16 protein-coding genes are annotated in these 26,466 nt (G+C 57.8%); 8 read left to right on the forward strand and 8 right to left on the reverse strand.

The features are described from left to right. Positions 1-48: 48 nt before the first annotated feature. Positions 49-1,722 (reverse strand): sigma-70 family RNA polymerase sigma factor, encoded by a 1,674-nt coding sequence (locus tag Poly21_RS20475; protein ID WP_146408936.1) that lies wholly within the window; start codon positions 1,720-1,722, stop codon positions 49-51. 728 nt (positions 1,723-2,450) lie between these two features. Here Poly21_RS20475 and Poly21_RS20480 point away from each other — a divergent pair. The 5 genes from Poly21_RS20480 to Poly21_RS20500 all read left to right on the forward strand — a co-directional run bounded on the left by Poly21_RS20480 (position 2,451) and on the right by Poly21_RS20500 (position 8,602). After that, positions 2,451-4,097: a hypothetical protein gene (locus Poly21_RS20480; RefSeq protein ID WP_146408937.1), complete on the forward strand. Its 1,647-nt coding sequence runs from the start codon at positions 2,451-2,453 to the stop codon at positions 4,095-4,097. Positions 4,098-4,328: 231 nt separating this feature from the next. Beyond that, entirely contained in the window at positions 4,329-5,336 is a 1,008-nt protein-coding gene (locus Poly21_RS20485) for a hypothetical protein (protein WP_146408938.1), read from the forward strand. A gap of 79 nt (positions 5,337-5,415) precedes the next feature. Further along, positions 5,416-5,661: a 50S ribosomal protein L27 gene (gene rpmA, locus Poly21_RS20490; protein WP_146408939.1), complete on the forward strand. Its 246-nt coding sequence runs from the start codon at positions 5,416-5,418 to the stop codon at positions 5,659-5,661. Positions 5,662-5,671: 10 nt separating this feature from the next. Beyond that, positions 5,672-7,693 carry an ATP-dependent helicase gene (locus tag Poly21_RS20495; RefSeq protein WP_146408940.1) on the forward strand — a complete coding sequence of 674 codons (2,022 nt, stop codon included), beginning with the start codon at positions 5,672-5,674 and terminating at the stop codon, positions 7,691-7,693. Positions 7,694-7,918: 225 nt separating this feature from the next. Further along, positions 7,919-8,602 (forward strand): ABC transporter permease, encoded by a 684-nt coding sequence (locus Poly21_RS20500; protein WP_146408941.1) that lies wholly within the window; start codon positions 7,919-7,921, stop codon positions 8,600-8,602. Positions 8,603-8,658: 56 nt separating this feature from the next. On the opposite strand, the gene Poly21_RS20505 is transcribed toward Poly21_RS20500, so the two are convergent. From Poly21_RS20505 to hemC, 3 genes are all read right to left on the reverse strand, one after another. After that, the gene (locus tag Poly21_RS20505; RefSeq protein WP_146408942.1) at positions 8,659-10,449 is read right to left on the reverse strand and encodes a cation:proton antiporter domain-containing protein; all 1,791 of its coding nucleotides are present in this window, start codon (positions 10,447-10,449) and stop codon (positions 8,659-8,661) included. 193 nt (positions 10,450-10,642) lie between these two features. Further along, on the reverse strand, positions 10,643-11,308 hold the full coding sequence (locus Poly21_RS20510) for a hypothetical protein (RefSeq protein WP_146408943.1): 666 nt from the start codon (positions 11,306-11,308) through the stop codon (positions 10,643-10,645). Between the two features lie 273 nt (positions 11,309-11,581). Next, positions 11,582-12,517: a hydroxymethylbilane synthase gene (gene hemC, locus Poly21_RS20515; RefSeq protein ID WP_302120330.1), complete on the reverse strand. Its 936-nt coding sequence runs from the start codon at positions 12,515-12,517 to the stop codon at positions 11,582-11,584. A 518-nt stretch (positions 12,518-13,035) separates the two neighbouring features. Between hemC and Poly21_RS20520 the strand changes: the two genes are divergently transcribed. From Poly21_RS20520 to Poly21_RS20530, 3 genes are all read left to right on the forward strand, one after another. Further along, positions 13,036-16,011, forward strand: a complete 2,976-nt coding sequence (locus Poly21_RS20520) for a protein kinase domain-containing protein (protein WP_302119905.1) — start codon at positions 13,036-13,038, stop codon at positions 16,009-16,011. Between the two features lie 248 nt (positions 16,012-16,259). Continuing rightward, positions 16,260-16,787: a hypothetical protein gene (locus Poly21_RS20525; RefSeq protein WP_302119907.1), complete on the forward strand. Its 528-nt coding sequence runs from the start codon at positions 16,260-16,262 to the stop codon at positions 16,785-16,787. Positions 16,788-17,015: 228 nt separating this feature from the next. Next, positions 17,016-18,371, forward strand: coding sequence for a homoserine dehydrogenase (locus tag Poly21_RS20530; protein WP_146408945.1), 1,356 nt, complete (start codon positions 17,016-17,018; stop codon positions 18,369-18,371). 79 nt (positions 18,372-18,450) lie between these two features. On the opposite strand, the gene Poly21_RS20535 is transcribed toward Poly21_RS20530, so the two are convergent. The 4 genes from Poly21_RS20535 to Poly21_RS20550 all read right to left on the reverse strand — a co-directional run bounded on the left by Poly21_RS20535 (position 18,451) and on the right by Poly21_RS20550 (position 26,453). Further along, positions 18,451-19,656, reverse strand: coding sequence for a DUF790 family protein (locus Poly21_RS20535; protein WP_146408946.1), 1,206 nt, complete (start codon positions 19,654-19,656; stop codon positions 18,451-18,453). A 5-nt stretch (positions 19,657-19,661) separates the two neighbouring features. Beyond that, the gene (locus Poly21_RS20540; RefSeq protein WP_146408947.1) at positions 19,662-21,128 is read right to left on the reverse strand and encodes a DEAD/DEAH box helicase; all 1,467 of its coding nucleotides are present in this window, start codon (positions 21,126-21,128) and stop codon (positions 19,662-19,664) included. Positions 21,129-21,321: 193 nt separating this feature from the next. Then, positions 21,322-24,876 (reverse strand): mechanosensitive ion channel domain-containing protein, encoded by a 3,555-nt coding sequence (locus tag Poly21_RS20545; RefSeq protein WP_302119910.1) that lies wholly within the window; start codon positions 24,874-24,876, stop codon positions 21,322-21,324. Between the two features lie 797 nt (positions 24,877-25,673). Then, positions 25,674-26,453, reverse strand: a complete 780-nt coding sequence (locus Poly21_RS20550; protein ID WP_146408948.1) for a HisA/HisF-related TIM barrel protein — start codon at positions 26,451-26,453, stop codon at positions 25,674-25,676. Positions 26,454-26,466 lie beyond the last annotated feature (13 nt).

Below are 26,466 nucleotides of genomic sequence, written 5' to 3' on the forward strand. Positions count from 1 at the left end.
CTCGAGGGAGTTCCGCATTGGGCAGGACTTGGCGTCCCGTGATCGACCTCAGCTGGCACCGAGTTCGACATCGATTTTCGCATCGCGTGCGGCTTCGCGAAGCTTGGTTAACGCTCGGGCTTCGAGCTGACGAACGCGCTCTTTGGTCACACCCATCTCGGCACCGACCTCTTTGAGCGTCAGCGGCTCGACACCTCGTTGCAGCCCGAAGCGTGCGGAAATGATCTTCTGCTCACGCTCGTCGAGGCGATCGAGAATTCGTGCGAGTTCTCGCTGCCGCTGTCGCTGCACGGTTTCTTCGGTGTACGGATCGAGCCGCTGGTCTTGGTGCGCGTCGAACATCTCCTCGCCACTGGTGCGGAAGCGATCGCGGTGTTTGAACTCCTTCGGGATCGTTCGTGCAAAATTTTTCATGATCGCCCACGTTGCATAAGTGCTGAACTTGTTGCCACGCGAATAATCAAATTTTTCCACGGCGCGGATCAATGACATGTTGCCGTCGCTGATCAGTGAGAAGAAATCATCCGTGCTCGCGAGGTGCCGTTTGGCGATCGAAACCACCAGACGCAAGTTCGCTTGCACAATCTTGTTCTTGACCCGCACCGCTTCCTCGTACAGCGACTGGATTTGATCCATGCTCGCTGCATTGTTCTGGCCACTCGCGATGAGTTCATCCCGCAGCACACCTGCACGGTGTTTGAGGTAATTCATCTTGCGAAACAGATGTCCTTCTTGCTCGCGGTTGAGCAGAGCGACGTCATACAGAGCGGCCAAATAGCTGGGGAGATCGGATGGAGTGCGGACCTTCCGCGACGCCGTGCCTGCGGGCATATCGGCCAAGTACTCCGCTTCGCGACTGGTGTCTTCGAAGTCTTCGTTGTAAATGTGATCCAGGGGCAGCTCCGTGAGTTGCTGCATACGCACCTCATCAAGAATCCGCCGGATACTCGAGCGGGTGCGCTTGAATCGCTTGCACAATTGCGGGATGGTTGCCCCGTGGTCATGCAGTTGGGCAATCACGCGTTTGTCCTCTTCGGTCAACGACTCGCGATGATGTGGGAAGATCGCGAGCTTCTGGTTTTTGACGTCAAAGTTTTTGAGTGTGTAGCGGATCGTCTCCGGTGAACGGTCCATCTGTCCTGCCAACTGCAGCGTGACCTCCGAAAGGCTCGCACCGCCCTCGGCCAATTGCCGGGCACGTTCGATCATCTCCGATTTCTCTTCGCCGCTCAGTTGGCTGAAACGCTCGCCCCGGCGGACCTTGTCACGATTCGTCGCGATAAACCGGTCCACACTGCTCTGCAGAAAACCAACGCGTTTGCGTTTGCCGAACATGAACTTGCGGGCAACCAAGCCCGCATCACGCCAGCGGCTGATGGTTTTGGTAGAAACGTGGAACTTCTTCGCCAATTCGTCGACGGTCAGCACCCGCTCACCGGCGTTGTCGGCGTCAACGGCTGCCGAATCGGCCAGATCTTCGATCAACAGACGCAGGTCGTGTTGAAGATCTTCGGAGCGGATTGTTTGGCGTAGTTTCGAATCGGGGCGATAGTTCGTGATTCGGAAACACACGTAATCAATCACGTAATCGCGATCATCCACGAGTTCGCTGAGCAGTTTTTCGGCGAGCAGTCCTTGTTCAATTTTCTTGGGACGGGGCGCAAACCGAGTCAGCTGGTCGCGAAGTTCGATAAGTCCGGTGTGACGGTAGCTGGTATGCATAATCTTGTTTTTCCCAGTGCTTGATCGCTTGTGTCTATCTTTCCTTGCAACCCCGGCGGGTCGCCAACACGTCAATCTGATTTGCCCGGGGATCGCCAAATCCATATGGCGATGTGGTGGGTTTGACCCGTCGAGGCAAACGATTCGATCAGCAACCGAAAGCTTACCAGACCAGTCAACGGTTTCGAGTGGCTCCGTGCCACCCGACGTCAATCTCGGCGATCCGAAATGACTGACGAGCTCGCCGATCCGCCTAAATCCGGTGATTCAGCCCACTCATCCATTTCAAAACAACCTGTCCGATGTCCTTAGTAAAGACCGCAAAAGGAACTAAAATGTTCATCTGATATCGCGAAGTTCCCGCGGGGCGGGCGACGACATCACACGGCTCTGATCCAGACGAACCAGATACACTGAAACTTTCAGGCCAAAGTCGCCCGCAATCCGTTTGTATGGAGCCTTGACTTGGTAAGTGTCCCGCAAAACAGTGGGTTTTTGTACGCCGAAAACTTTTCGCGCGTCCCCAAGTGTCGCGTGGGGGGCGGGGTGAAATTGTTACTTTTACAATCAGATTGAAACTTTGGTGTCTCACAATGAGAATGCCGGTGTTTCTGCGACATCGATTCAATCGCGTGGCACGTGTGTGCCGATTGTCCGGAGGTGCGGTGTTGCTTGCGCCGCGATCCCCGTGATTTTTGCCTCACTCTCCGATTGACTGGCCCGCTACTATGTCGCATCGCCTCCGCCATGGAATCTCGTCCCGTCCGTTGTCGCTCGAAACGCTCGTTGAAGAACTTTCCCAAGCGAAGTGGCGGACTGTTTCGCCAGCGGGTGAAAACCATTCGCGGCGTCGATTCCTCAGGTCGCTCTCGAGCGGTACCGCTCTGGCGTTTGCCACGGTGGCGGGTTCGTCGCTGGCGGGCATTGGCGGTGTGTCACACGCCACCGCCAATGCGGCCGACGAAATTCGCTTGAGCGTGAACAAGAACCAGGACCTGTTCCGGGTGCGAATGGAGATCGACGTGAAGGGCAACGTGAATTTGGTGGCTGACCCTTTGGTCCGCAATGGCAAGCGACGGATGTTGCCACTCGAAGCGAACCTGACGCTGGATTTCGAAGAGCGGTTCCTCCGCCCCAGCGGGGCAACGGCCGCCTCCGCCATCATCGCCGCAGAGCGACGGTTCCACGAGGCGGTCGGCACCGGCAGGCTGAGCAAGAGCGACCAGCAGATCGAGCTGCGTGAGTCGGTCCGCGAAGTCATCGCCCGACGCGAGCAGTTGCCTGAAACGATCTACTCGCACCAAGAATACTTGACGCACGAAGAGGTCGACCTGCTACGCACGCCCATCGCCAGCGCTGCGATTGACGCCCTGGTTCCCGAGCAGTTGATGCGCACCGGCGAGAAAGCAAGCATCGCCGCAGCGGATCTCGCATCGTTTTTCAACCTGTCGTCCGTGGCGACGAGCGACGTTGAGATTGAACTGGTCTCGGCAGATGCCGCCGAGGCGAAATTGCAATTGCGCGGCAAGATCGATGGGTCTGTCTCGGGAGTACCGACGCTGTTGCGAGTGGTCGGAAAAATGACACTCGACCGCGGCGCCGGTGCGGTTACTTGGGCCGCGATCGCGATCCATGAGACCCGTGAGATCGGCAATGCTGAGCCAGGGTTCGATGTGACTGCGACAATTCGGATGGTTCGTAAACCGCTATCAAATCCCCAATCCCTGTCATCGAAACCTGCCAAAATTGCGTTTGATGAGCCTCCACCGCAGGACAGATTGCTCGTTGCGATGTCAAGTAAACATGTGGGCGTGCAGGGCTTGATGGACCGGCGCTGGCGAGTGATGAAGGATCTTCCTGGCGAAGCGATCTTGCGAATGATCGAGAATGATCGATCCATCGCGCAACTGAACATGCGACCTCTCGCGAGGTTGCCCGCAGGCGAACAATTGACTCTGGAGGCCTTTGAGAGCGACGTTCAGAAAACGCTGGGCGACCGTTTTGGTGAGTTGATTGAGAGCCAAGAGGGGGTGACTGACGGTGGCCTCAGGATGCTCCGCGTGGTCGTGGGGGGCCAGGTGGAGGGGGTGCCGATTCAATGGATCATGATGCACTTCAGTGACGACAACCGCCACCGCGTCCTGGCGACCTGGACCATGGACGGTCAAAGCGTCCCCCAGTTGGCAGGGTCGGACACCCAGCTCGCAGCTTCGTTGCAACTGACCGGTGATTCCAAAGACACGGGCGAAAGCGACTCGCCAGGCGTGAAAAACAGCAAAAATCTCGAATTATCAGCGGCCCAAACGGTGGACGAAGTAGAATCGGAAGCAGCCATCGCAGCGTCGCTCTCGCCGAGCGACGTCAAGACCCGCTGACGAACACGAACCGATGACTTGCCTCGTAGGCCGCGCCAATGAACTTTGGCACGTGACGACGCGGCTCTCATCGATCCAATTCGCGGGGCCCTGCGTCGTATCAGTATCAATTTGACAGCCGTTTTCGAGTTTTGGGCGTTTTCCCCGATGCTACCTTCCCGCAATGCCCCGATGCCACCTTCCCGTAATGAACGTTCCTGCCGCTTGGTTACCCCACCTATGGTCACACCGATGAGCAGATGGACTGTCACGTTGAGTTTTTTGGCGGTTGTCCTGGCGAGCGTCGGCACGATCTCCAAAGCGAGTGGCCAGGATGCTGGTGCGGAGACTAAGCAGGATCCGTCAACCCAAATGCAGACCCAGTTCGCACCGGGCGTGGTGACGGTGATCCCACCGGCGCCCGATCCCAAGGAGACCTTTGATGGGCCGCAGACATTGCAATCGATGATTGACGCTCATCCCGAAATCGCCTGGACCCAAACGGGGAATCACGCTGAGGGCAAACCGCATTTCGATCCGCGATCGCGAACGCTGGAAGAGATGCTGAAACAGGTAATTTACCGCCGCGAGATTTTTTGTCTGGAGTTTTCCTTTAAACCGCTGCGGCAACTCTATCTCGACATCCCTCGTCCGGACGGGAAGATGCAGCGAAAACTCGTGCAGTACATGGTCTATCGCGTACGCTACCGGGGTGGCGACCTGCGTCCGGCGGCGGACAATCTGGACGAGCCGATCTTCAAGAGGATCGAATCGGTGAGTTACCCCTCTCGCCGGTTTTTCCCGATGTTCGTTCTCGAGGACCGTGAGTCTGGCCAGCAGTACATCGATCAAATCTTGCCGACGGCGGTCGACCGCATCGCTCTGCGTGAGCAGATTACCGCACCGATCCACAACAGCGTAGATATTTCGCGGGTCAAGATCCCACGCACGGAGGACCCCAACGCGCCGGGTGTGTGGGGTGTCGTGACCTGGGTCGATGTGGATCCCAATATCGATTACATCGCCGTTAACGTGTTCGGCTTGACGAATGCCTTTGAACAGGATGGCGAGGGGGCTGACGCCCCCTACCGACGCAAGGCACTGATGCTAAATTTCTATCGCCCGGGCGATGCCACGAACCAGATCGCCGACCGGGTACGCTTTGGCGTGCCGGCTTACGACGATGCTGAGGACCAGACTTACGTGCTGAAAAAATATGGCCTTGATAAACGGCTTGATTACCGGTGGGTGTTCCGGTAACTTTCTCCTCTTCCCATACCAATTCAATTCTTGGACGCCGCCTTGCAGGCAGTGTCGAAATTAGCAAAACGAAGACAACATGGCACATAAAAAGGGTCAGGGCAGCAGCCGGAACGGTCGCGACAGCAACGCACAACGTCGCGGCGTGAAGAAATTTGGTGGCGAAGCTGTATCGGCAGGAAATATTCTCGTTCGCCAGGTAGGGACAAAGTTCCACCCTGGTAAGGGCGTTGGCATGGGCAACGACTACACGATCTACGCCCTCGTCGCGGGCAAGGTACGTTTCGATCGCGAAGGTCGCCGCATCAACGTCGACGTGGCCTGAGCACTTTCTGTTGAATGGATTCAGCGTTGAGGGACTCAACCCTCCGCAAGCCGAAGCGGTCACGACGCTGTCCGGACCGCTGCTGGTACTCGCCGGCGCCGGCACGGGGAAAACTCGTGTCGTCACGTTCCGAATCGCAAATTTGATCAAGCACGGCATCGCTCCCGAGCGAATCCTCGCGGTGACGTTCACCAACAAAGCTGCTGGAGAGATGCTCGAACGCGTCTCGGAATTACTCGGTCACAAGCAGCAGCGCCGCCGAAAAGGCGAGAAGCCTCCTCCCAAGCCCGTCATCAGCACGTTTCACTCGCAGTGCGTGCGGATGCTACGCGAGCACGCCAATGTGCTGGGGTTTCCAAAAAAATTCTCGATTTACGATCGCAGTGATCAAGAGTCGTTGGCGCGTGCAGTGCTTCGCGAACTCCGCTTGCCGGGTACGGCGCTGAAACCGTCGGACATGCTATCGATCATTGGCTCGTGGAAAAACGAGTCGATTTTGCCGGAGCAGGCCGCCGGGCATGCTTGTACGGATAAAGAGCATTTCGCCGCATCGGGATACCGCCGATATCAAAATGCGTTGCGAGCTCGCGGTGCCATGGATTTTGACGACCTACTGCTGCACACCGAGACCCTCTTAACGGAGCACGAGGAGGTCCGCCAAGCCGAGGCCGCGAAGTACGACCACGTGCTCGTCGACGAGTACCAAGACACCAATGGCAGTCAATATCGGATCACCCAGGCCCTGACCCGAGACCATCGCAACTTCTGCGTCGTTGGTGACGATGACCAGTCGATTTATGCATGGCGCGGCGCGGACGTCACCCACATTCTCAGTTTCTCCAAGGATTGGCCGGACGCCAAGATCGTTTGGCTCGAAGACAATTATCGCTCGACCGGTGCGATTCTCGAGATGGCCAATACACTGATCGCGTTCAATGCCGAACGTCACGACAAAATTCTCAAGCCCGATCGCCCCAAAGGAAAACGCCCCCGAATCGTTCAGCACAAGGATGAGACCACGGAAGCTGAAACGGTTGTTCGTGAGATTCGCCATCTGATCGATAACGAGCATCTGCAACCCAAAGAGATTGCGATTCTGTTTCGTACTAACGAGCAACCTCGGCTGTTTGAAACGGAACTGCGCAAAGCGGATGTGCCCTATGTGATGCTGGGTAGCCAATCGTTTTTCGATCGTCGCGAAGTGCGGGATCTGATTGCGTATTTAAAATGGATCGACCAGCCCGATGATGAGATCTCATTGCTGCGAGTGATCAATACGCCTGCACGCGGACTGAGTAACAAGACCACGCGGTTGCTCATCGATCGGGCGGTGCAACGGGGCGTGCCTGTATGGCAGGTGATGCAGAACGCGGCGGCGATTGAAGACTTGCCGCCGGCCGCCAAACGCGGCATCGATCAGCTGCGTCAACTCTGTGCCGACGTGCAGCAGCGAGCAGAAAACGACTCTCTCGTCGGTGCGATGGAAACGCTGATGCAACGCACCGCCTACGCCGATGAGATTGCGAAACTTTACGACCAGCCCGATGAGCGGGAGGCTCGGATGGCTTCGATTGGTGAATTTACCAACGCCATGTCGGCTTATCAGGATAAGAGTGAGAAGCCCGAACTATCGGGCTTCTTGAGTGACATCGCGTTGTCAGGGCGTGAGATGGGAAGCGAGAAAGACAAGCTCGCAATGAAGAATGCTGTCTGGCTGTTAACCATGCACGCGGCCAAAGGGCTCGAGTTCCCGGTCGTGTACATGGTCGGGATGGAAGATGGATTCCTTCCTCACAGTCGTAGCGTCAAGAGCGGCCGTGAAGAAGACATCGCCGAGGAGCGACGGCTGTGCTACGTCGGCATCACACGCGCCCAGGAAAGTCTCACGATGTCGCTCGCCCTGACCCGGCGAAAGTGGGGGAAACCCCGCCCCACGCAACCCAGTCGCTTTCTCTACGAGATCACTGGAAAAGCCGATAATCCCAATAAGTATCGCAAACAGGGCCGCCGCGGTAACGGGGCGCGACGATGAGTAGCCGAGTCTCTCCGAGACTCGCGCACACCACCTCCAGACGAGTCTCGGAGAGACTTTGGCAGAGCTTGCCTTTGCGAGTCTCGGAGGGACTTTGGCAGAGTTTACCTTTGCGAGTCTCGGAGAGACTTTGGCAGAGTTTACCTTTGCGAGTCTCGGAGAGACTTTGGCAGAGCTTGACTTTGCGAGTCTCGGAGAGACTCGCCTACTCAGTTGGTGGTTTTGATGGCTGAGCCTATTTCGCTGTCGAGGTTGGCGATCGCCTTGGTGCCTGTGGTTGGATTGCTGATTTGGCTTGCCATCGAGGGGCACTCGCTGCGCGGGACCCTGCAAGGGCTCGCGCGGATGCTGATTCAATTGTCTTTGGTCGGATATGTGCTCGTCTTTTTATTCGAGTCTGACCGGATCTGGGTGACGCTCGTCTCACTGACGGCGATGATGATGGCCGCGTCAGCGATCGCGATTCGCACCGCCGAACAGAAACCATGGGGACGCTATCTGCAAGTCATCGTATCGATCATGCTCGGGGGAGGTGTCACGCTCGCGGTGATCACCGTGGGCGTTCTCAATGTCCAGCCCTGGTACAATCCTCGCATCTTGATTCCGCTCGCAGGAATGACGTTCAGCAACTGCATGAATGCGCTTTCGCTGGCGATCGAGCGTCTCGATTCGTCTACTGACGGCAGTCCGGATTCTGCGGTGCGAGTAGCGCTCATCCCGATTACAAACAGTCTCTTCGCCGTCGGTGTGGTTTCGATTCCCGGGATGATGACCGGTCAAGTTTTGGCGGGGGTGTCGCCACTGATCGCGGCACGCTATCAGATCATGATTATGTGCTTGATTTTCGCATCAGCGGGATTGTCCCTGCTCGTCTTCATGCGTTTGCAACCGAAAGCAAAGGCTGCATAGCAACCGTCACGAGAGCATGGAATCCCTGTGTTGGCGGAGGCTGCCAGTTCATTTCATCACTCGTGATTGCTAAAACCGGCTTTGCGATCGCGAATCAGCAGACTGGTGAGGTCACTTCGACGAACGGTGGCGATCAACCGATGCGGGGCATCATCGGTGACGACGGCCACGCAATCGTCACTGGTATTGCGGAACAAATGGACGGCATCGCGAACGGGTTGAGAAGGCCGCAACAACAAATCCGGTGGCGTTGCCAGATCACCGGCACGGACGAGCAGGTCTGACTGCGGGTCAAAGAAGGCTTGGTTGAGCAAGTCAAACCGGATCAATCCCACGACGCAGCGATCATCGTCGACGACGGGGAACGTATTGGCGTGGGAGTGCTCGACAAAATGGACGACCTCGTTGAAGTCCGCGTTTTCGGCGATGCCGTCGACGCTGCGCCGCATCACCTGCTCGACTCGCATCCGCTCGGACAAGGCCACTTTTTTATCGAGCAAACCGGCTGAACCCGCCAAACGTGTGAACACGTTCCGCAGTGCGCTCAGCGGTGTGCCGAAGGTATGGTGGATTGAATTAGCAATTGGCATCTCGCCACTGTGCAAGACGGCGGCGCGGGTGAGCAGAGGGCCAAAGATCTCAAAAACGACAACCGTGCCGAGGATAATCGTCTGGACGTGGCCGGCGATCTCCGGATTTCTCGCGGTCGCCGTCGCGCTCAGTGAGATCGCCACACCAGCCTGGGCCAAGAGGGCAGGACCTAACCAGGTACGGACTTCTGGCGAGGCCCCCGTGCGGGTTGCCACCGCCCACACGCCGAAGACCTTCCCAAGGCTTCGCAGGACAACATAACCAGCACCCACTGCCCCCACCTGCCATAGCAGGCGGAGGTTCAGTTCACTGCCGTGAACGGAAAAGAACACCACCGTTAGAAGTCCGCCGATCGAATCAAATTGCGCCGTGATTTTCTGTGTACCGCTCGATGAATTGACGACGACGACACCCACGACGAGAAACACCAGCATGTAGGGAATCTGCCAAGTCTCGCTCAACCCGAGCAGCAGCGAGGCCATACCCACCAACAGCACCAGCCACCGCCGTGTGTGCATGATCTCGCAGGCGTAGCTCATCACCAATCCGCCGACCAGCCCCAGCAGAGTTGCTCCGCCGAGGGATTGAACCAGTCGCAATAGAGTAGTGCTGATTGAGTTTGACTCCCCACCTGGCGATGCCAGTTCAATGCCCAGCCACACGAGTTCAAAGACAATCACAGCCGCCAGGTTATTCAGGGTGACCAGGGTACTGGTGAGGCTTGTTACGGGGCCTTCCGCATTTGTCTCCCGGAGCACGAACATGGTCGTCGCCGGTGAAGTCGCGATCGCGAGCGTGCCCAGCAGTACGGATTGAGCGGGCGTCATCCCAAGCAGGTACACTCCCGCCGTGACGAACAATGCCGTGCACACCATCTCGCCAATCGAAAGCGGAATCGCGCGGCGACTGATCCTGCGGATCTGATCAAACGGGAAGAGGGTGCCCAGATAAAACAGCACCAGCGCCATTGCGAGCTTGGTTAATGGTTCGAGGAACTGGTAGTGTTCGTGGGGAATCACGTCGAAGACACTCGTGCCCAGTAGCAGCCCCGCAATCAAGTATGCCGTGACTTTAGGGAGTCGCAGCATCTCGCTGGCCAATCCGGCTGCCAGACTGGCGGCTAGCAGCAGCCCGATCGTCGTTGCGATGTGGATCGGCGCGGTGGACGCAACCGCAGCCATCGCGTCCACTGTTTCGGATGCGGACGGTGTCGCGGCGTTTGCCAATCCAATCGTGAGGCCCGTGTGAGTCATCATGGTGATGGCCGAATTTAGGTCGGAGAAAAGTCACGAGGCGCCGAGGATCGTTCCGCTATCCGTGGCTGGTCGGAGCATTCTACCCAGCTATGTCGCCAACAGGGCAGCCCGGTGTAGCATTTTTCTGCTCACGATGGAGTTTTAACGCGTCCGTCGTAGGGCTGCTGGGAGTCGTGCTAAAGGCCGAGCGAGGCTATCCCTTTAGCGAATCGATCGCTGTGGCCAACGAGTTCACGAGATTGGCGTACATCACAAAAATGATCAGCATGCCGAAGAGGACAACCACCAATATGATGGAAGTCAACATGCCCATCAACACGATTCCAAACACGGATACCAGGCCCATGCAGATCAACACGACTCCGCCCCGCAGTATTCGCCGGCCGGCGGCGCGTAAGTCCTCACGCTGAATCGAACTCGCGATTCGCATCATCGCTAGGATGAACAAGGCCACCGAGATTACCGCGAGCAGATTCGTCGCCAGCGAGCTGTAACGGATATTAACAACACCCACGGACTTCGCTATGGCGATCATCAAAGCGCTCAGCTGACAAATGATCGAAACGATGACGAATCCTTTCGTCTGCGTTTCGGGGGGCGCCGTCAAGCAGAACATGGGGCCGATTAACCACATCAAAAAACCGACCAGCATGAGCAACCCGAGAGGAGCGATTGCCTGAGGAAAGATTGCAAACGATAGGGTCATCCCGATCAAGCACAACAGCATCAAGACGATGCCGAAGTGGATGATTCGTAAGCCCCTGGCTGTCGCCGCGAGAGCTTCGTAGTTGCCCTGCGTCGGGATCGGAGGGCTGGTCGTCTCGAGCGAGGGTGCGTATGGATTGATCGGATCGGACATTGATGACTCGCTGATCGAGGCATGATAGGGAGTGGACGTTGCTACGGACGCTGATGCTGCAGGCTCTGTCGCGGCTTGTCGAATTGCTGAGCCGACGGGCTCACGCTGAGCCGACGTGCTCACTCTGAGCCAACAGGCTCACTCTTAGCCGATGGGCTCGCGCTGTAGCTGCGCCCATTCCACACGACAACGGGGGATGAACGTGCGGATCCATGACCGGGGAACGCAACCCTCTCAACAGCCCGTTTTGAAGATCGACCACAGCAAAGTTTGTTAACGAGCGGCTTGGATGAGTTCCTCCGCTCCGGCGGCGCGAAGTTTCTCTGCAACGGAGGTGCCAAGTTGCACAGCGACGGCTTCACCATCCGTTGCGCCGAGATTGCAGCTCGCTGTCTCTTGCAGCCGCTTTGTGCCATCGGTCGACATTACCACTGCGGTCAAAGTCAGCCGGCCGGCAGCTTGGTCGGCCAGTGATTCGACGATTCCATGAGCGGCGATCGGCGCCAAGCAGCCGCCATGCAACGCCGCGAGCACAGTACGCTCCGCCACGACCGCGAGACGCGTCGCGAGGTCATCGAGGAGTTTCAATGCCACCAGCGCTGTCTCATCATCGCTGCGGACCTCGATCCCGAGGGCACCTTGGCCAGGGGCGGGAAGCATCTCATCGAGCGAGAACCGCACGCGTGGGAGATCGTCCATTTCGAGTCGCAGTAGGCCTGCCTCGGCGAGCACGATCGCATCAAATTCGCCAGCGTGCAGCTTGGCGAGACGCGTCTGCACGTTGCCGCGAATAGGCATGACGACGAGGTCATCGCGAAGTGACTTCAGTTGGGCCATGCGCCGCGTGCTGCCCGTGCCAACGCGAGCCCTGTGGGGAAGTTCTGCCAGGGTTTTCCCGGCGGGGGAGACCAAGCAGTCCGCCACAACCTCGCGCGGCGGCACCGCCGCGAGTGCAAATCGTTCGTCGAGTTGAGTCGGTAAATCCTTGAGCGAATGAACCGCCACGTCAGCTTCGTTGTCGACCAAGGCCTGCTGGATACGTTTGGTGAACAGGCCGACCTGACGTGTGCCGTCGATGGGGCGAAGATCGGTATCGCCGCCGCTGAGCAAGGGAACCAGTTGGGTGGCAATTCCATGCTCGGCCAATCGCGCGGCCACATGGCGAGCCTGCCACATCGCCAGCGGACTTTCGCGGGTCGCGATACGCAGCTCACCAGCGGAAATGCTGTCGGACGGACGCGAGACGGGAGAGGTGGGACCGGGCACGGCAAAACACTCTGAGATGGGATGAAGAAAAACGACCTGTCCACGTCACATGCCGAGTCGCGGAGAAACCAGCACATTCCGTCGAAACCGGAAAATCCGCTATTTCACGCGGATACTTGGGAACGAGGGCTCACAAGATGCGTTCCAAGAATGGCTCACCTGCCTATCGTAGGCAATGTCATCGTGTTTCACGAGCCGGCCAGACGTCGCACGAGTCTGGGTGCTGAGCGGGCCATGATGACTTCAGCGGGCCATGACAGATTCAGCTGGCCATGACAGATTCAGATAGACTGCTCAGGGGATGACGCCACCGTGAGCTCGCCTGGGAAAGCTCCTGGGGCTGACTCCCGCGATTCGATGGGGCAGAAGACCGTGTCGCGGGCCGCTATAATTTGGTTTGGGGGAGTATTCTCCCAAAAATTGATCTCGATTTCTCCTCTACCCGGTTTTCAGTTTCTCACGTGTCTTCCTATCCCCGCGACGCCGCGACGCCATCGAGCGACCAAGAGGGGAGTGATTCCTGTCTGAGTAAGTGGGACGCGCCAATTGATGTTCCCGGTTCGTCCAGCGACGTCAGCGAGGCCCGAGTGGAGCGGGGCGTTGTCGCTGAAAATCGCCAAAATTACACTCGTACGTTGCTGTCGGGTGACGATTCAGTTGCGATTGAATTGGACGACTTTGACGATTTCGATGCGGTGCCGCTGCCCGAAATTCTGGGCGGCTATCGAGTTGGCAGAAGGCTCGGCCGGGGCGGCATGGGTGAGGTGTTCCTCGCCGAACACCGCTCGATGGGCCGTACCGTTGCGTTGAAAGTTTTGCCGTCGCGGTGGCTCAATCATGCGGGTTCGATCGAGCGATTCAATGAAGAGATTCGCGCGGCCTCACGGTTGATGCACCCGAATATTGTGACCGCATTCGATGCCGGTCAAGCCGAAGGGATTCATTATCTTGCCATGGAATATGTCGATGGCAAAACGCTCTCGCAGATTGTGGCTGAGGAAGGGCCGATGTCCATTGGCGACGCCACCTCTGCGATCCGCCAAGCTGCCTTTGCATTGCACCATGCTCATGCGTCCGGAATTATTCATCGGGATGTCAAACCGAGTAATTTAATGCGGTCTCGGGAAGGTACGATCAAGCTGCTTGATCTGGGGCTGGCGAGGTTTTCTCGCCACTGGCATCAGGCGACTGAGCACAAGTCGGGCGATCCGAAGTCAGGCGACATGAAGTCGACACAAACCGGGACGCAAGTTCCTGCATCCAATCCGCCCAGCAGTGGTTCGGTGATCGCCGACGGCCGACCATCGAGTCGTCCACCGGAGACGCTCGAGATTGAAAGTGACGACGAGTCATTGCGTTTGATGAGTTCGCCGAAACGTTCGCTGATGGGGACACTGGCGTTCATCTCGCCCGAGCAGTTGCAGGATCCGGAATCCGCAGACGCCCGCAGTGACCAGTATTCCCTCGGCGCAACGTTGTTCTATCTGTTGGTGGGGCATCCGCCCTTCCCAGGCGAGATGATCGACCAGGTGTATGGTCATCGTCATGGTGAGGTCCCCGACTTAATGTCGTATCGCCGGGACGTGGACCTGACGCTGGCGAACATTGTCGCCCGGATGTTGGCCAAATCGCCTGCGGAGCGGTATGCGTCGATGGACGAGGTTGCTCGCGCCATGGCACCGTACGACAATGATCGTTCTACGCCCGCATGGGTACTGGATTTTTCTCACCGGAAGATTGATGAAGAGGGTTCGACGGCGAAGGAAGTCGGCGCATCGACAGGACCCATCGCCCCCAAGGCGCTCAGTGTGCTCGGTATCGATCTTAACGCCACGCATGCCGCCACGGCGGTGGGCCGACCTGGTGGGCACATTCAGGGCGGCTGGCCCGCGGGAACTCCTGAGCATCCCCAACCTCTGTTCCGCATGGCGGTCGCAGAAACTGCACGCAGGGAAGGTGCCGATTTGGGCGAGCTCCGATTTGGCCAAGACGCCTACGATCTACGCCAAAAATACCCGCACCGGGTCTCGCATTGTCAGATGTTGTACTTTGGTCGTCGTGATATGCTGCGACCTCTTGCCGGGCGAATGTGCCCACCGGTGATCACGACCGCGCTGTGTTTGCGGCAACTCGTGGGCCGGACCCTGATGAATTACATCGGGGGGACGACATCTCATGCGTCCGCCGATGGAGGCCAGGTTGGTTCCGGGAGTCATGCGGGGTCGATCGATCAGTTTCTGGGGAGCAACTGGCAGCGTCACGACAGCTGGCCCGCTGCCGTGGCGATTACGGTTGCGGGGTGCTACGACCAATTGCACCGCCGCGGTATTCACACCGCCGCTCGGATTGCCGGGCTGCCGGGGGTGCGTCTGATCGATCGCGGGATCGCCATTGCGCGGCACGCGTTTGAAAACAGTTTGGATGAGCAGAGCCACGAAACGGTTTTGTATGTCGGTTTGACCGCGCAAGCACTTGACGTTGCGGTGATTCGCCGCCGCGGCAGCAAGATTGAGCAACTCGCATCGGCCGGTCACTGGCATCGCGGCGCGATGGCCTGGTCGAGTCGGTTGGTCGAGATGATTCGAGCGCAGTTGTCCGATCGCCCGCAACCCGCCTCGTCAAAAGCAGTTGATCGTAGCCAGTTGATCTACGCGACCAAGGTTCAAATGGCTGGCGAGCGAGCGATGAAGTCGTTGCTGCTCCTGGCCAACTCGAAGATTGAAATCCGACACGAGGGCAAGACCGAAACTGTCAACGTGTCACGGGCGCAGTGGTTGGAGGCGTGTGGAGACTTGATGGAGTCTGTCGAGCAAGCGATTGACCTCGCGTGTCGCCGGGCGGGGGTCGATCCCCAAGAGCTCTCGCGGTGCTTCGTGCACGGCCCGATTCTGCGTCTGCCTGCGATCCGCCATCGCGTATTCGCTGCCCTGGGGCAGTTGCAGCTCGAGTTTTTTGATTCGACCAATGCCGCCGAGGGGGCTGCAGCCTGCTTGCAAGCCGAGTTGCCTGGACATCGTGGAAACACCATGCCCGCGCAATCCCGCGCCGCTCGTTCGGTGGGATTCGTGGTCGCCGACGCACAGGGAAAACGGAAGATCCTACCCATCATCACTCGCGGCACACCAACACCCGCCCGAACTAATCGACAATTGGGCGGGAAGACCAAAGACGACCATTTGACACTCGCCTTGGTTGAGTCCTCGGGTGTCCATGACGAATCCTGGCAGTCGCTCGGTCGCCACCGCATCGAGGTTGATCCAAGTGAACAAACGCCGACGCGTAAGATCGGTTTTGAGATCGATATCAATGGGCTGCTGTCGGTGCATATGGAGCGTCCTGACCTCGGCCGCACCGTGCGATTGCCTGTTCTGCCCGAGCTCGCGGTCAGTGCCGACCAGTGGGACGATTGGCGGGAATGGGTCGAAGATCAGCTTTAGGCAAATCGTTCCGCCGCCGAGTCGGTGTGAAAGCGTGCCGCTCGTAACGGTCAGGCCGATCTCGGCCGTCAGTATTCTGTACGAAGAAGTGAATTTGACTCAATTCTCGTTGGACGAGACCCGCGGTCTGGATAGCCTAGTAGATGTCCAACGCGAGTTGGTCATTACACGCAAAGCATCTCGCAAGTGGGCGAAGTCCATTGGGGAAGGTGAAGCAAACGATGGATATGAGTGAGACGAGTCGACCCATGATCGATGAAGTGGATCTGATGATTGACAACGCTCGACTGCGCGACGAGCTGGAGCCGTATCGAGATGATTCGATCGATGATTCCTCCATGGGCCGAATGCCGCTGAAAACTGAAAATGAGTATCTTTCCTCGATACTCGCCTGGGAGCGTGCTCCGGCACTGCCGATCCGGGATTGGTTCAATCCGCCGCTGCACATCCCGCCCCCGGAATCACTTGGTGGCGAAACCTTGTCGGCGATCCTCCGGCAAACGATCGAGCGGCTTCGTTCGCAAGCAATCGTGCTGACCTGCACCGACCATCTGAGTGATCGCGAGCTGTATCGTCTGATCTACCGCGATATTCTACCCTGCTGCGAGAAGAAAATGGATGCGGCAGGAAATCAGCTGGAATATCGCTGCGTAGCTGATACAGAGACCTGGCTGACCTACTACGCCGATGCTGTTGAACGGCGTCGGTTCCAGGAAGAGCACCAGGTCGAACTCCCGGCCGCTCGTAAGCCACGCTATCCGCGAAATCTTCCCTAACAAGCCGGCCGTCATGCCTCGGCGCTGGATCTTCCTTCAGCGATGGCTAACTGCGTCTTAACGTGGCGGCAGGGGAAACCGTTGGTCGTTCGCCTTTCGCGTTACGGATTTCCGCCAAATTAGCCGCCTGCTATCAAGATCTCCTACCAGGGTGCCATGAATGGCTGAGCTCGTTTATCATGCTTGCCCGATCATTCATCCTCACCCTCGATCCCTGTCCGGACTGAAATGTCGTCACCGCATGCCGCTCGTGATTCATCTCGCACTAACGTCGCTATCATCGGAATGGGAACCGTCGGTGCCGGAGTTGCCAGGCTCCTGATCGATCACGGCGACCGCACCGCGCGGCACGCTGGCAAAACGATCTGGCTGTCCAAAGCCGTCGTTCGTGATCTCAACAAGCCGCGCGGTATTGATCTGCCGGCCGGAGTTCTGACGGACTCGATTGACGAAGTCTTGAACGATCCCGAGATCGACGTCGTCGTCCAGTTGATCGGAGGACTCAGCCCCGCGCGAGAAACGATGTTGCGTGCCATGGAAGCGGGGAAGGACATTGTGACGGCGAACAAGGCGTTGCTCGCTGAACACGGTGGTGAGCTGTTCACGCGGGCCCGTGAGCTCGGACGCAGCATCGCCTTTGAGGCCGCAGTCGCCGGAGGCGTGCCGATCGTCGCCAACATCAGTCAGTGCTTGTCTGCCAATCAGATTCTGTCGATGGAAGGCATCCTCAATGGAACCAGTAATTTCATCGTCTCGCAAATGGACGAGAAGGGCGCGGGCTATGAGCAAACCGTGAAGCTCGCCCAGGAACTCGGTTACGCCGAGGCCGATCCAGCGATGGATGTCGATGGTACGGACGCCGCACAGAAGCTAGCGATTTTGTCGCATCTCGCTTTCGGTGCCACGGTCGACTGGCGTGATATTCCCCGTAGCGGTATCGACCGCCTCGATCCTGTCGATCTGCAATACGCATCACAGCTCGGCTACCGCATCAAGTTGTTAGCCGCAGCGAGGATGATCGATGGCGAATTGGAGCTGTCGGTCGCGCCCACGCTCGTTCGCAAAGGCACACCCATGGCGGAGGTCCGTGATGCCTATAACGCCATCCGAGTTGTCGGCGACGCGGTTGGCCCCGTGTTCTACCACGGGCTGGGTGCAGGACAGATGCCAACAGCATCAGCGGTAGTGGCCGATATCATTGATACCGCTGTGGGACGAACGCCAATCACGTTCCAAACACTTGAGTATTTCTCCAAGGATCGCCCCGCGCGTACCGTTCAGCGCGATGTGGCCAAACTGCGTGGTCGATACTACCTCCGTCTCCACGTGTCGAATCATCCGGGCACCTTAGCCAAAATCGCCAGCGTGCTCGCCGAACACAACATTTCCATCGCATCGGTAATCCAGCACGAAGAGTGCAGCGACGAGGCCGTAGCAGCAGGCAAGACGAGCGACGAAAAATTCGTACCGCTGGTGATCATGACTCATGAAGCCAGCGAGGGAGCCGCCAGCGAGGCGACCCAAGCCATCGCGGCACTGAAATCAGTCGACGGTCGCGCTGTGCGGATGCCCGTCCGAACGTAGTGCGGGTGCGCACGTGATGTGTTGTAGTATTGAGGATCATTTGGCAGTACTGAGTTGGCTTTTCTGTGCTGCGTGGAATTCAAAATTCTGCAAGTCGTGCCAACACCGATTGAGGCTGTAGCTTCGTTTTGTACACAACCCGAGGCACACCGATGTCAGGGATGGCTTCGTCGGCATGCTCGGAGACGGCGATCAAAATGCGAGCATGATTGTGGAATTGCATGAGCCTTTGCGCCTTATCGCGCAGGTACTCGGGTGTCCAAAAGCCAACAATCTCAAGCAGCACTTCCCCGTGCTCCGGATGGCGAAATGTGAAATCTGGCATCAACACGCTTTGCCCGGCATGCAGTACGGTGGCTTCACGTTGGATGCTCCAGCCGTTCGTGTCCGATTCTTGCCAGCGGCGATGAAAGGTTTCTTCGAGTTCGCTGTCAAAGTCGCTGGGGACGATCTCGCCGCGCAGCCCGTCACGGCTAGACAGTTGCAGAGCAAAGCGGCGGCGTCGAGGGCCGATCACCGTGGCCCGCATCCGCCAGTCTTCCGCAGCCAGTAGACCTGGCAGGAACCGTGCCATCGCCACGCCATAGCGACGCGTTTCTCGCACGATGGAGGCGGGGCCGTTGAATCGAAAGAAGTAGTTGTTGTCCTGCCGTGTGATGGTATGCATCAATCGGGCGAGTTTCGCGTAACGCAGAATGGTTTTGAAATCACGACCTGCGTACACGGTCATCTCGACAGCGCCGTACAATGCTGTCTGTGTCTGGGCGATGTTGTATCGGCGGAGCATCCGACCCGCATCGATGGTGGGATCGGGCGGAGATTTGAGCCGATGAAACTCGATGACATCGGCAAACAAGTCGGCTTCGATGTCCGTCCATGGGCGACCAAGTTGTCTGGCAATGCTCTCTTTGACTTTCGATTCGCTCGTCGCGAAAAGATGGTCCGGTTCCTGAACGAGTGGGTGATCAGTCGCAGCAAGTGAGAAGACTCGTTGGCGAAGTTTTGCGGCGGCACCACTGCGGTCCTGGTCATATTTACTGGCGTCATCGAGCAGCTTGCAGAATGCGGAAATCCGCACACTCGGACAGTCATCGAGTTTCTGAAGCTCTCGTTGGACATGCCAATGGAGTTCGCGGCGGGTGTCGCCAACGTGATCACGATAGATCTGCAGAAGCTCGGCGATGGCAGGAACATAGGCGGCATGCGTCTTCCGCGTCAGTCGATCGGGAACCACGGATTGGCGAGTGAAATCATATTCAAGAATCGATTCTTGTTTGGTGAGCATGGAGCCTACTGTTTGTGAAAGGCGTCATCGCGGCGGCGGTCTCGCGAGCGTTGCTCGTCACGAGTCCCGGCGGTGACGATCTCATAGAAACACGCGCGGCCAAACGCATTTTTACGCAGTACGCGTCCGAGTCGCTGGACTGCCTGCCGGGTGCCACTGCCACCTCCAATCACAATGGCCACGTTGACTTCCGGAAGATCGACACCCTCGTCAAGCACGCGGTTGGCGACGAGTGCCGGATAGCGTCCCGCACGCAGACCCTCCAGAATTTCTTGTCGCTCGCGTTTACGGCAATGGCTAAGCAAGCAGGGAATAAGGAATCGAGTCGACACATCTCGAGCCATCGCGTTGGAGCCACAAAACACAATCACTGGTTCACCGGCATGCAATCGAAACAGATCTTCGATAATGCGAAGTTTCTCTTCGGCGCGGTCTTCGATCGAGCGTTTGGCATGGAAAGCTTGCATGGCCGCCCGTGCACCCGGATCACGACCGCTTTCGCGGCACAACGTCTGCCAGTCGTAGTTGGGCTCGTCCTTGCGTCGCTCGGCGAGGTAGTCACCGACACGGCGACTGAGTGCTTCATAGCGATATCGTTCTTGTTCGGAAAGGTGTACGGAGATGCGATGAATATCATATTTCGCCAGCGTTCTGCCTCGAGCCGAGGCGATCGCCTGCGTATACACCCGGGGACCGATCAGGTCATCGAGCAGGGTGTGGTTGCCGTCGCGTCGCTCGGGCGTCGCCGTCAATCCCATGCGGAAGGGGGCGGCGCTCATCCGGGCTGCGTCTTGTCGCATGGCACCGGGCAGATGATGGCACTCATCGAAGATGATGAGTTGAAATTGATTGCCGAGCCGGGGCATGTGTATTGCGGCGCTATCATAGGTTGTCACGCTGAGGGGACTGACGCGGTGCACGCCATCGCCGATGATCCCTGCATCAATCCGTGTGGCGGCCAAGATGCGAGTGTGCCATTGGTACATCAGATCGCGGACGGGTGAGACGATGAGGGTTGCGCATTGGCAGCTCGCCATCGCGCGCAGTGCGACTTCCGTCTTTCCCGTTCCAGTGGGCATCACGATGACCCCACGGCGGCGATCGGACCACGCATCGATCGCGTCCTGCTGATCGGGGCGCGGCGGGTGCAACTCGCAACGCCGATAGCGTACCTCGTGCCATTGCGGTACCTCGTCAATCCAGGATTGGGCCGCGAGTGAGTGATCTAGGTCTGCTCGGATGCGTCGATAGTGAACGGCATCGGTTCGCCACTGATGAAGCGCGTTGGCCGGATCGTGATCGCCTAACCCGTCCGTGTTGTTCCTCCCACGAGCATCAAATGTCCACAGGTCCACCGGCCATAGGCGCTCGATGAAGATTCGACTCACGCCGTTGAGCAACAGTGTCCCTTGGTCGAAAGCCAACCTGACCGAAGTTGTGTCCGCGATGTCGAGGTGATTGCCGTCAGGCATGGGGCGAGCGATTGACAGGATGACAGTATTTGCGGTGATGTCGAATCGGCGAGTGTACCCCGTGGACTCTCTCGAGAGAACGGCGACCGGCGCTCATTCATCATGTCGATCGTCTACCGGTGTCAGTCGCCCGCACCGATTTTGATTGTTGGCATGAGCGATCACCGGTGTGGTGCTATGCAAATCACTCTTCTCATGCCGCTTCGGTCGCCCGATCTGTGCGATCGATGGCTGCGGCGTGATCGCTGGAGTCTGCATTGACGGACAAGCCCAGGGCGGCGGGCGTCGTACGTACATGCAGGTCTCGCTGCGGAAACGGAATTCTGATTCCTTCCGCGCGGAAGGCCTTATTGATTGAGGTATGCAGCTGGTGGATCACCTCCAAACGATTGTCGAGCGACGGCAGGTAGACCCGCAACACCATATTGAGAGCGCTGTCACCAAAGCCTTCGAAGCATGCTACTGGGGGCGGGTCGGTGAGCACGAGGGGGTGTTCCTTCGCCGATCTTAGCAGCAGTTCACGCGCACGTTCCGTGTCTGACTCGTAGCTGACCCCGACATTAATCACGATCCGGTTGACCTTGTCGGAAAGGGTCCAGTTGAGCAGACGTCCGGTGATGAATTCCTTGTTGGGAACGACGTATTCCTTCCGATCCCAATTCGTAATCGAGGTCGCGCGAATACGGATGCGTGAGACCACGCCACTGACATCATCCACGGTCACGATGTCGCCGACACGAATCGGTCGCTCGAGCAAGATGATCAAACCAGCGACAAAGTTCGCAAACATCTCTTGGAGCCCGAAGGCCAATCCAAACGTCAGTGCGGTGGCGAGCCATTGGATCTGGGACCACTTCAAGCCGATGGTCGAACAGGCGGCGATCGTGCCAATCAGGACGATCGCATAGCTGACGAGGGTGGTGATCGCATAGCGCACCGATGCGTCGACGGGCAATTGTTGCAGTACCGTAATTTCCAGCAGGCCGGGACCGTTACGAAACAGAACAAACGTGACCACTACGATCAGGAGTGCAAAGACCAGGTCTGAAAGCGTAATAGCACCCGCCTTGTTTTGGTCAGATAAGCCGTCCGGCCCATCGTCACCTGCGCTGTCCGCTGCTGGCATCATCGCCGTCACGGGAGTCACCTCTGCTGAGTTCTCCGTGTTGCTCGTCGTGGCGACTTGAGTTGCCGACCAGACTTCGTATTTATCAAGCATGCTGAGGGCGGGCAGAACCTGCACCCAAATCATCCACAGCCCGACGATTGAGCACGCGATCATGCCGGTGTTGATTAGCCGGCGCGACTGCTCGCTCTGCGCCGAAATATCCGCTTTCGCATCTTCGGCCAAGATGCCCGCCACCATCGGCGAATCCGGCTCATCGCTGGAGGCAAGTGCAGCGGCGCGCTGCCGCGACTGTTCGATGCTCAGGTATCGCCGACGCAGCAACAGCATGCGAAATAGTAGCGAGCGAACAACCAAAAGCCCTATTAAAAACCCACAGGTTTCAAACAACCTCCAGGACAGTACTTCGGCGGTGTAATAATATCCCGCGATGGCTAGACCCGCCAGTGAAAGCGGCAGGCAGACGCCCACGATCGACCACAGTCGCTTGCCGCGATCACTCCATTCCGAGGTCCCAACGTTGAAGTAGTCTCGCAAGACGCCACTGGGGGTCAGCAAGCGGAAGACAAGTGATGCCACCAAGAACATTCCGGCGACAAAGAAGAGTCGCTCCAGCGTATCATGTCCACGAGATTGATTGCTCATGCACAACGTCGCCGTGACGAAAGTCAGTGGAAACGCGATCATCGAAACCGAGCGTAAACCACGACGCACCGACTGTGTGGCGTGGGTGGACCAACGAAAATGGGCCTCACCTAGTCCCAGTGGACGGCATGATTGTCGAATCAGTTCGGTAGCGAACCAGACAATGGAGAGGCAGTAGAAACCATTGCTGATGGCAAGCATGAATTCGGAGTCGCCGGCTATTCGTTCCAAACGCCAAGCAATCAGGGCACATAGCGTTGGCCATACCAGCGAGACGACGAGCGTCAACGCCATCGTTCGCAATGTGGGCAAGATGGAGCGGCAATTCACGCGGTTGGCGATTTCCCCCAATCCCGCGATCTGCCGACGCAGGAAGCTACCCCGAGCGAGTAGAACGCCCCAGGGAACGAGGACCAGTACATACAGGTAAAACTTCGATCGAATGTCAGCAGCGAATGCGACCGCTACGTCCATCCATTTGGCAGGATTGACGAGCCAGGTGTCTGACATATCTAAACGGAGTTCAGTCGTCAGGGGCCGACTACTCCGAATCCATAGCACCCGTTCATCGATATAGTTTTCGTATTCGGCGGCCAGCTTGATCAACTGTCGATCTTTCATATCAAGCTCGATTAGCTGATCAAAATACTTGTCATTGCTACGTACCAGCGTGTCGAGAGTTTCCGAACGCCGGGCGATCAAGTCTTCGGCCGCAGATTCCATCAGCGCCGTGTCGAGAACCGAGCCTGGCCGAGTGTCGAGTTTATCGCCAGCGTCGCTAGAGATTTTTGCGAGCAGCGATTTCGCGTCACCGACCTCTCGGCGTTGGTCTTCATAATCGAAGTTGGAATACTGAGTATCGTTGATGAGAGGTTGCCGGAGTGCGACAGCGGCGCGCCGACTGGAAAGGTCTGGAAGATCCTTCTTTTCTTTCCGCAGCAAGGCGCCGACGGAGCTGGTCATGCCGACTGATTTGACCTTCGCACGCGTTCGATTGAATTGGGCGATGAGTGACTCGTGTAACTCGCTGGCGAGCTTATGCTCCTGCTGAGCAATGACGAGTTGTTCGGCGAGGGCCTTGGTTTTTTCCGCCAGTTCTTGGTTCTTTTCCGCGTAGTCTTTTAAAGATGGTGCCGCTGCAATGGCCTCATAGCGAGTTCTGCGAATGGACTGCTCTGCCTCGGCCTCGCGGGCCGCATTGATCCGTTGTTGCAGTAGCTCGATGCATTTTTCGCGATATGCGGTTTCGATGGTTGCCAGATCGAATCGCAGCCGCTGTAAATCGGCGGCATCCTCCGCGTCGTATTTAGCCAGCTCCGCCTGCAGGGCAGGCAGTTCCTTGGACAACGTCATGCGGCGAGTCAATAAGCGTGCTGCGAGTGAGTTCGACTGCAGTGAGTTTTCGGCGGCCGCGAGCGACTGTAGCTGCGCCACAGCATCTGCAATACGCTGCTCTTTGCTGACGATCAAAGCGCGGATTTCCTTGCGTCGCTGCGAGCGAGTCTGCAGTTCCAGCTCGGCGGTTTGTCGTGTCTTTTTATGGGTTGCTAGCAAAAGGTCCCACTGAGCTAGTAATTGCTCCATCTCCTGCAGCGCCAGTCCGGACTGGACGACCGGTTTCTGATCCTTTAGGCCGGCACGCTGCTGTTTTAGGCGTTCGACTTGTTCACTGATCGATTCGGTTTCGCCGACCAGGGCGACGCGACGGGCCTCGTTCTCGACTGCAGATTTCAGATTGTTGAGCGCCGATTGATAGTTTTCCAACGCTTGCACGCGTTTTCCAGAATCGATGTCCGTGCGACTGGTCAGGTCGGCGATCACCCGCTCCATCGCTTCTACGGATATTGATTGCTCCGTAAACGCAACTTCAGGAGCGCCTGCGTCCTGACCATGGAGTCGCGGAGATCCCAGCGTCAGGGCGATCAGCACGCCCAGTACGAAGGATGCAGGGGACTGAAATATGAGCTTCGCAGACAAGATGAGCGACCTACCAAACGAGAGAAGAAGTGCCAACGGACGCTACGACACCTCGCGAAACGGCGTCAATATCGCTCTCCAAGGAAGTTCTTTAGGGGGGCGATGACGGCGCTGTGTGCCCATCGGGAGGGAGGTTTGTTCTGGTTATTCAGAATATTTAGCCGTTTGATGGCGGACAGATGTGGCAGATGCGCATTGAGACTCTCATACGTGCAATCCAACGATTGTCGCCCGCTTGTCCCCATACTCCTCCCAGTGGAAAAACTTAATGTTCTTGAACATTTGCTCGCATCGATTCCTGTCACGTTCGCTCACCATGGCCGTCGTCCTCGCCTGCGGAGTCACTCTGTCATCAGTCGCTGAGGCACAAATGGCCACTGGAAGTGGCTGCACCAACTGCGGCGCGAGTGCTCCTGTGGTCACCTACAGCGCACCCGCGGCAGTCCAGTACAGCCAACCGGTCGCTCAGCAGAGCTACCCAGTGAGTTCGACGGTCGGTCATTCCTATTCGAACAGCTCGTGCTCGGGTTGCACGAGCGCACCGCGACGGTGCTCGTCTTCCCGCCGGGCGGTGGCTCATTCGTACCGGCCCAGCAGTTCCTGCGGATCCACCTATACGAGTGCCCCTGTTTATTCCAGTAGCAGCTGTTGCTCGGGCGGAGGTTCGTATTCCGCGGCCAGCTATCCAGTCAGCACCGCGACGCGGGTTTCCACGCCGGTAATGCAAACTGGTGCAGGATGTCCCGGCGGCAATTGCCGTTAAACGACAGACGCCGGGGCGAATATCCCAGGCGAACTCAATCCCGCACGGATGGGGGCAACGCTCCCGTCCGGGGAATGTCGCTTTGCTTCGGCAGCAAAGCCGAAGCTATCAGGCAGCGATCGCAACCTGCCTCGAGGAACGCCGCAACATCGTCGACACTCCGACATCCTCCTCCGGAGGTCCAGTGCCACGTCGGCAAACGCTGATGCAGAGACCAGCACAGTTCTGCTGTCCCTGGGCCCGCGTTCGTGCCGACGACAGCAACGTCGAGTACCAACCCACGCCGCAGGCCGGCCTGGTCGGCTGCTGAAATCCAGTGCTCGACTCCCGAGTCGGGGCCGACAAACCGGCCATCGCGAAAGTCCACGCCCAAGACGAGTGACGCAGGGGAAATGCTGTTACAGACGTGGGTAATCAGATTCGTCGACATCGCAGATTCACTTGCAATGATCCAGTCAACGCGACTGTGTGAACCGCTGAATTTTTGCATCCAACGTGTTTGAGAATCGGCGTGATGTTGGCACATTCCAATGTCAATCAGCCATTGGTCCTCAGGGTTGCCCTGCGAAATCAACGACTCGATCGCAGTATGTTGAACCGCGGCGCCTTGCAGCGCATCAAGATCAGCGACATAGAAACTGCGAATTTGGAATTGTTGCCGGTACCAATCTGCGAGAGCGAGTGGATTGCCGTCAGCGGTGTGTCCGGATCGCCACAGTGGGCGTACCGGCAGGTAACGCGCGCGATTTCCTGCGATCCCGTGGACAGCCACGCCGGCCTGGAGGTCGATGACGCCAATGAGATGGTCGGCCATGCTCGTCCAAGCC

The organism is Allorhodopirellula heiligendammensis (assembly GCF_007860105.1).
Taxonomy (GTDB): Bacteria; Planctomycetota; Planctomycetia; order Pirellulales; family Pirellulaceae; genus Rhodopirellula; species Rhodopirellula heiligendammensis.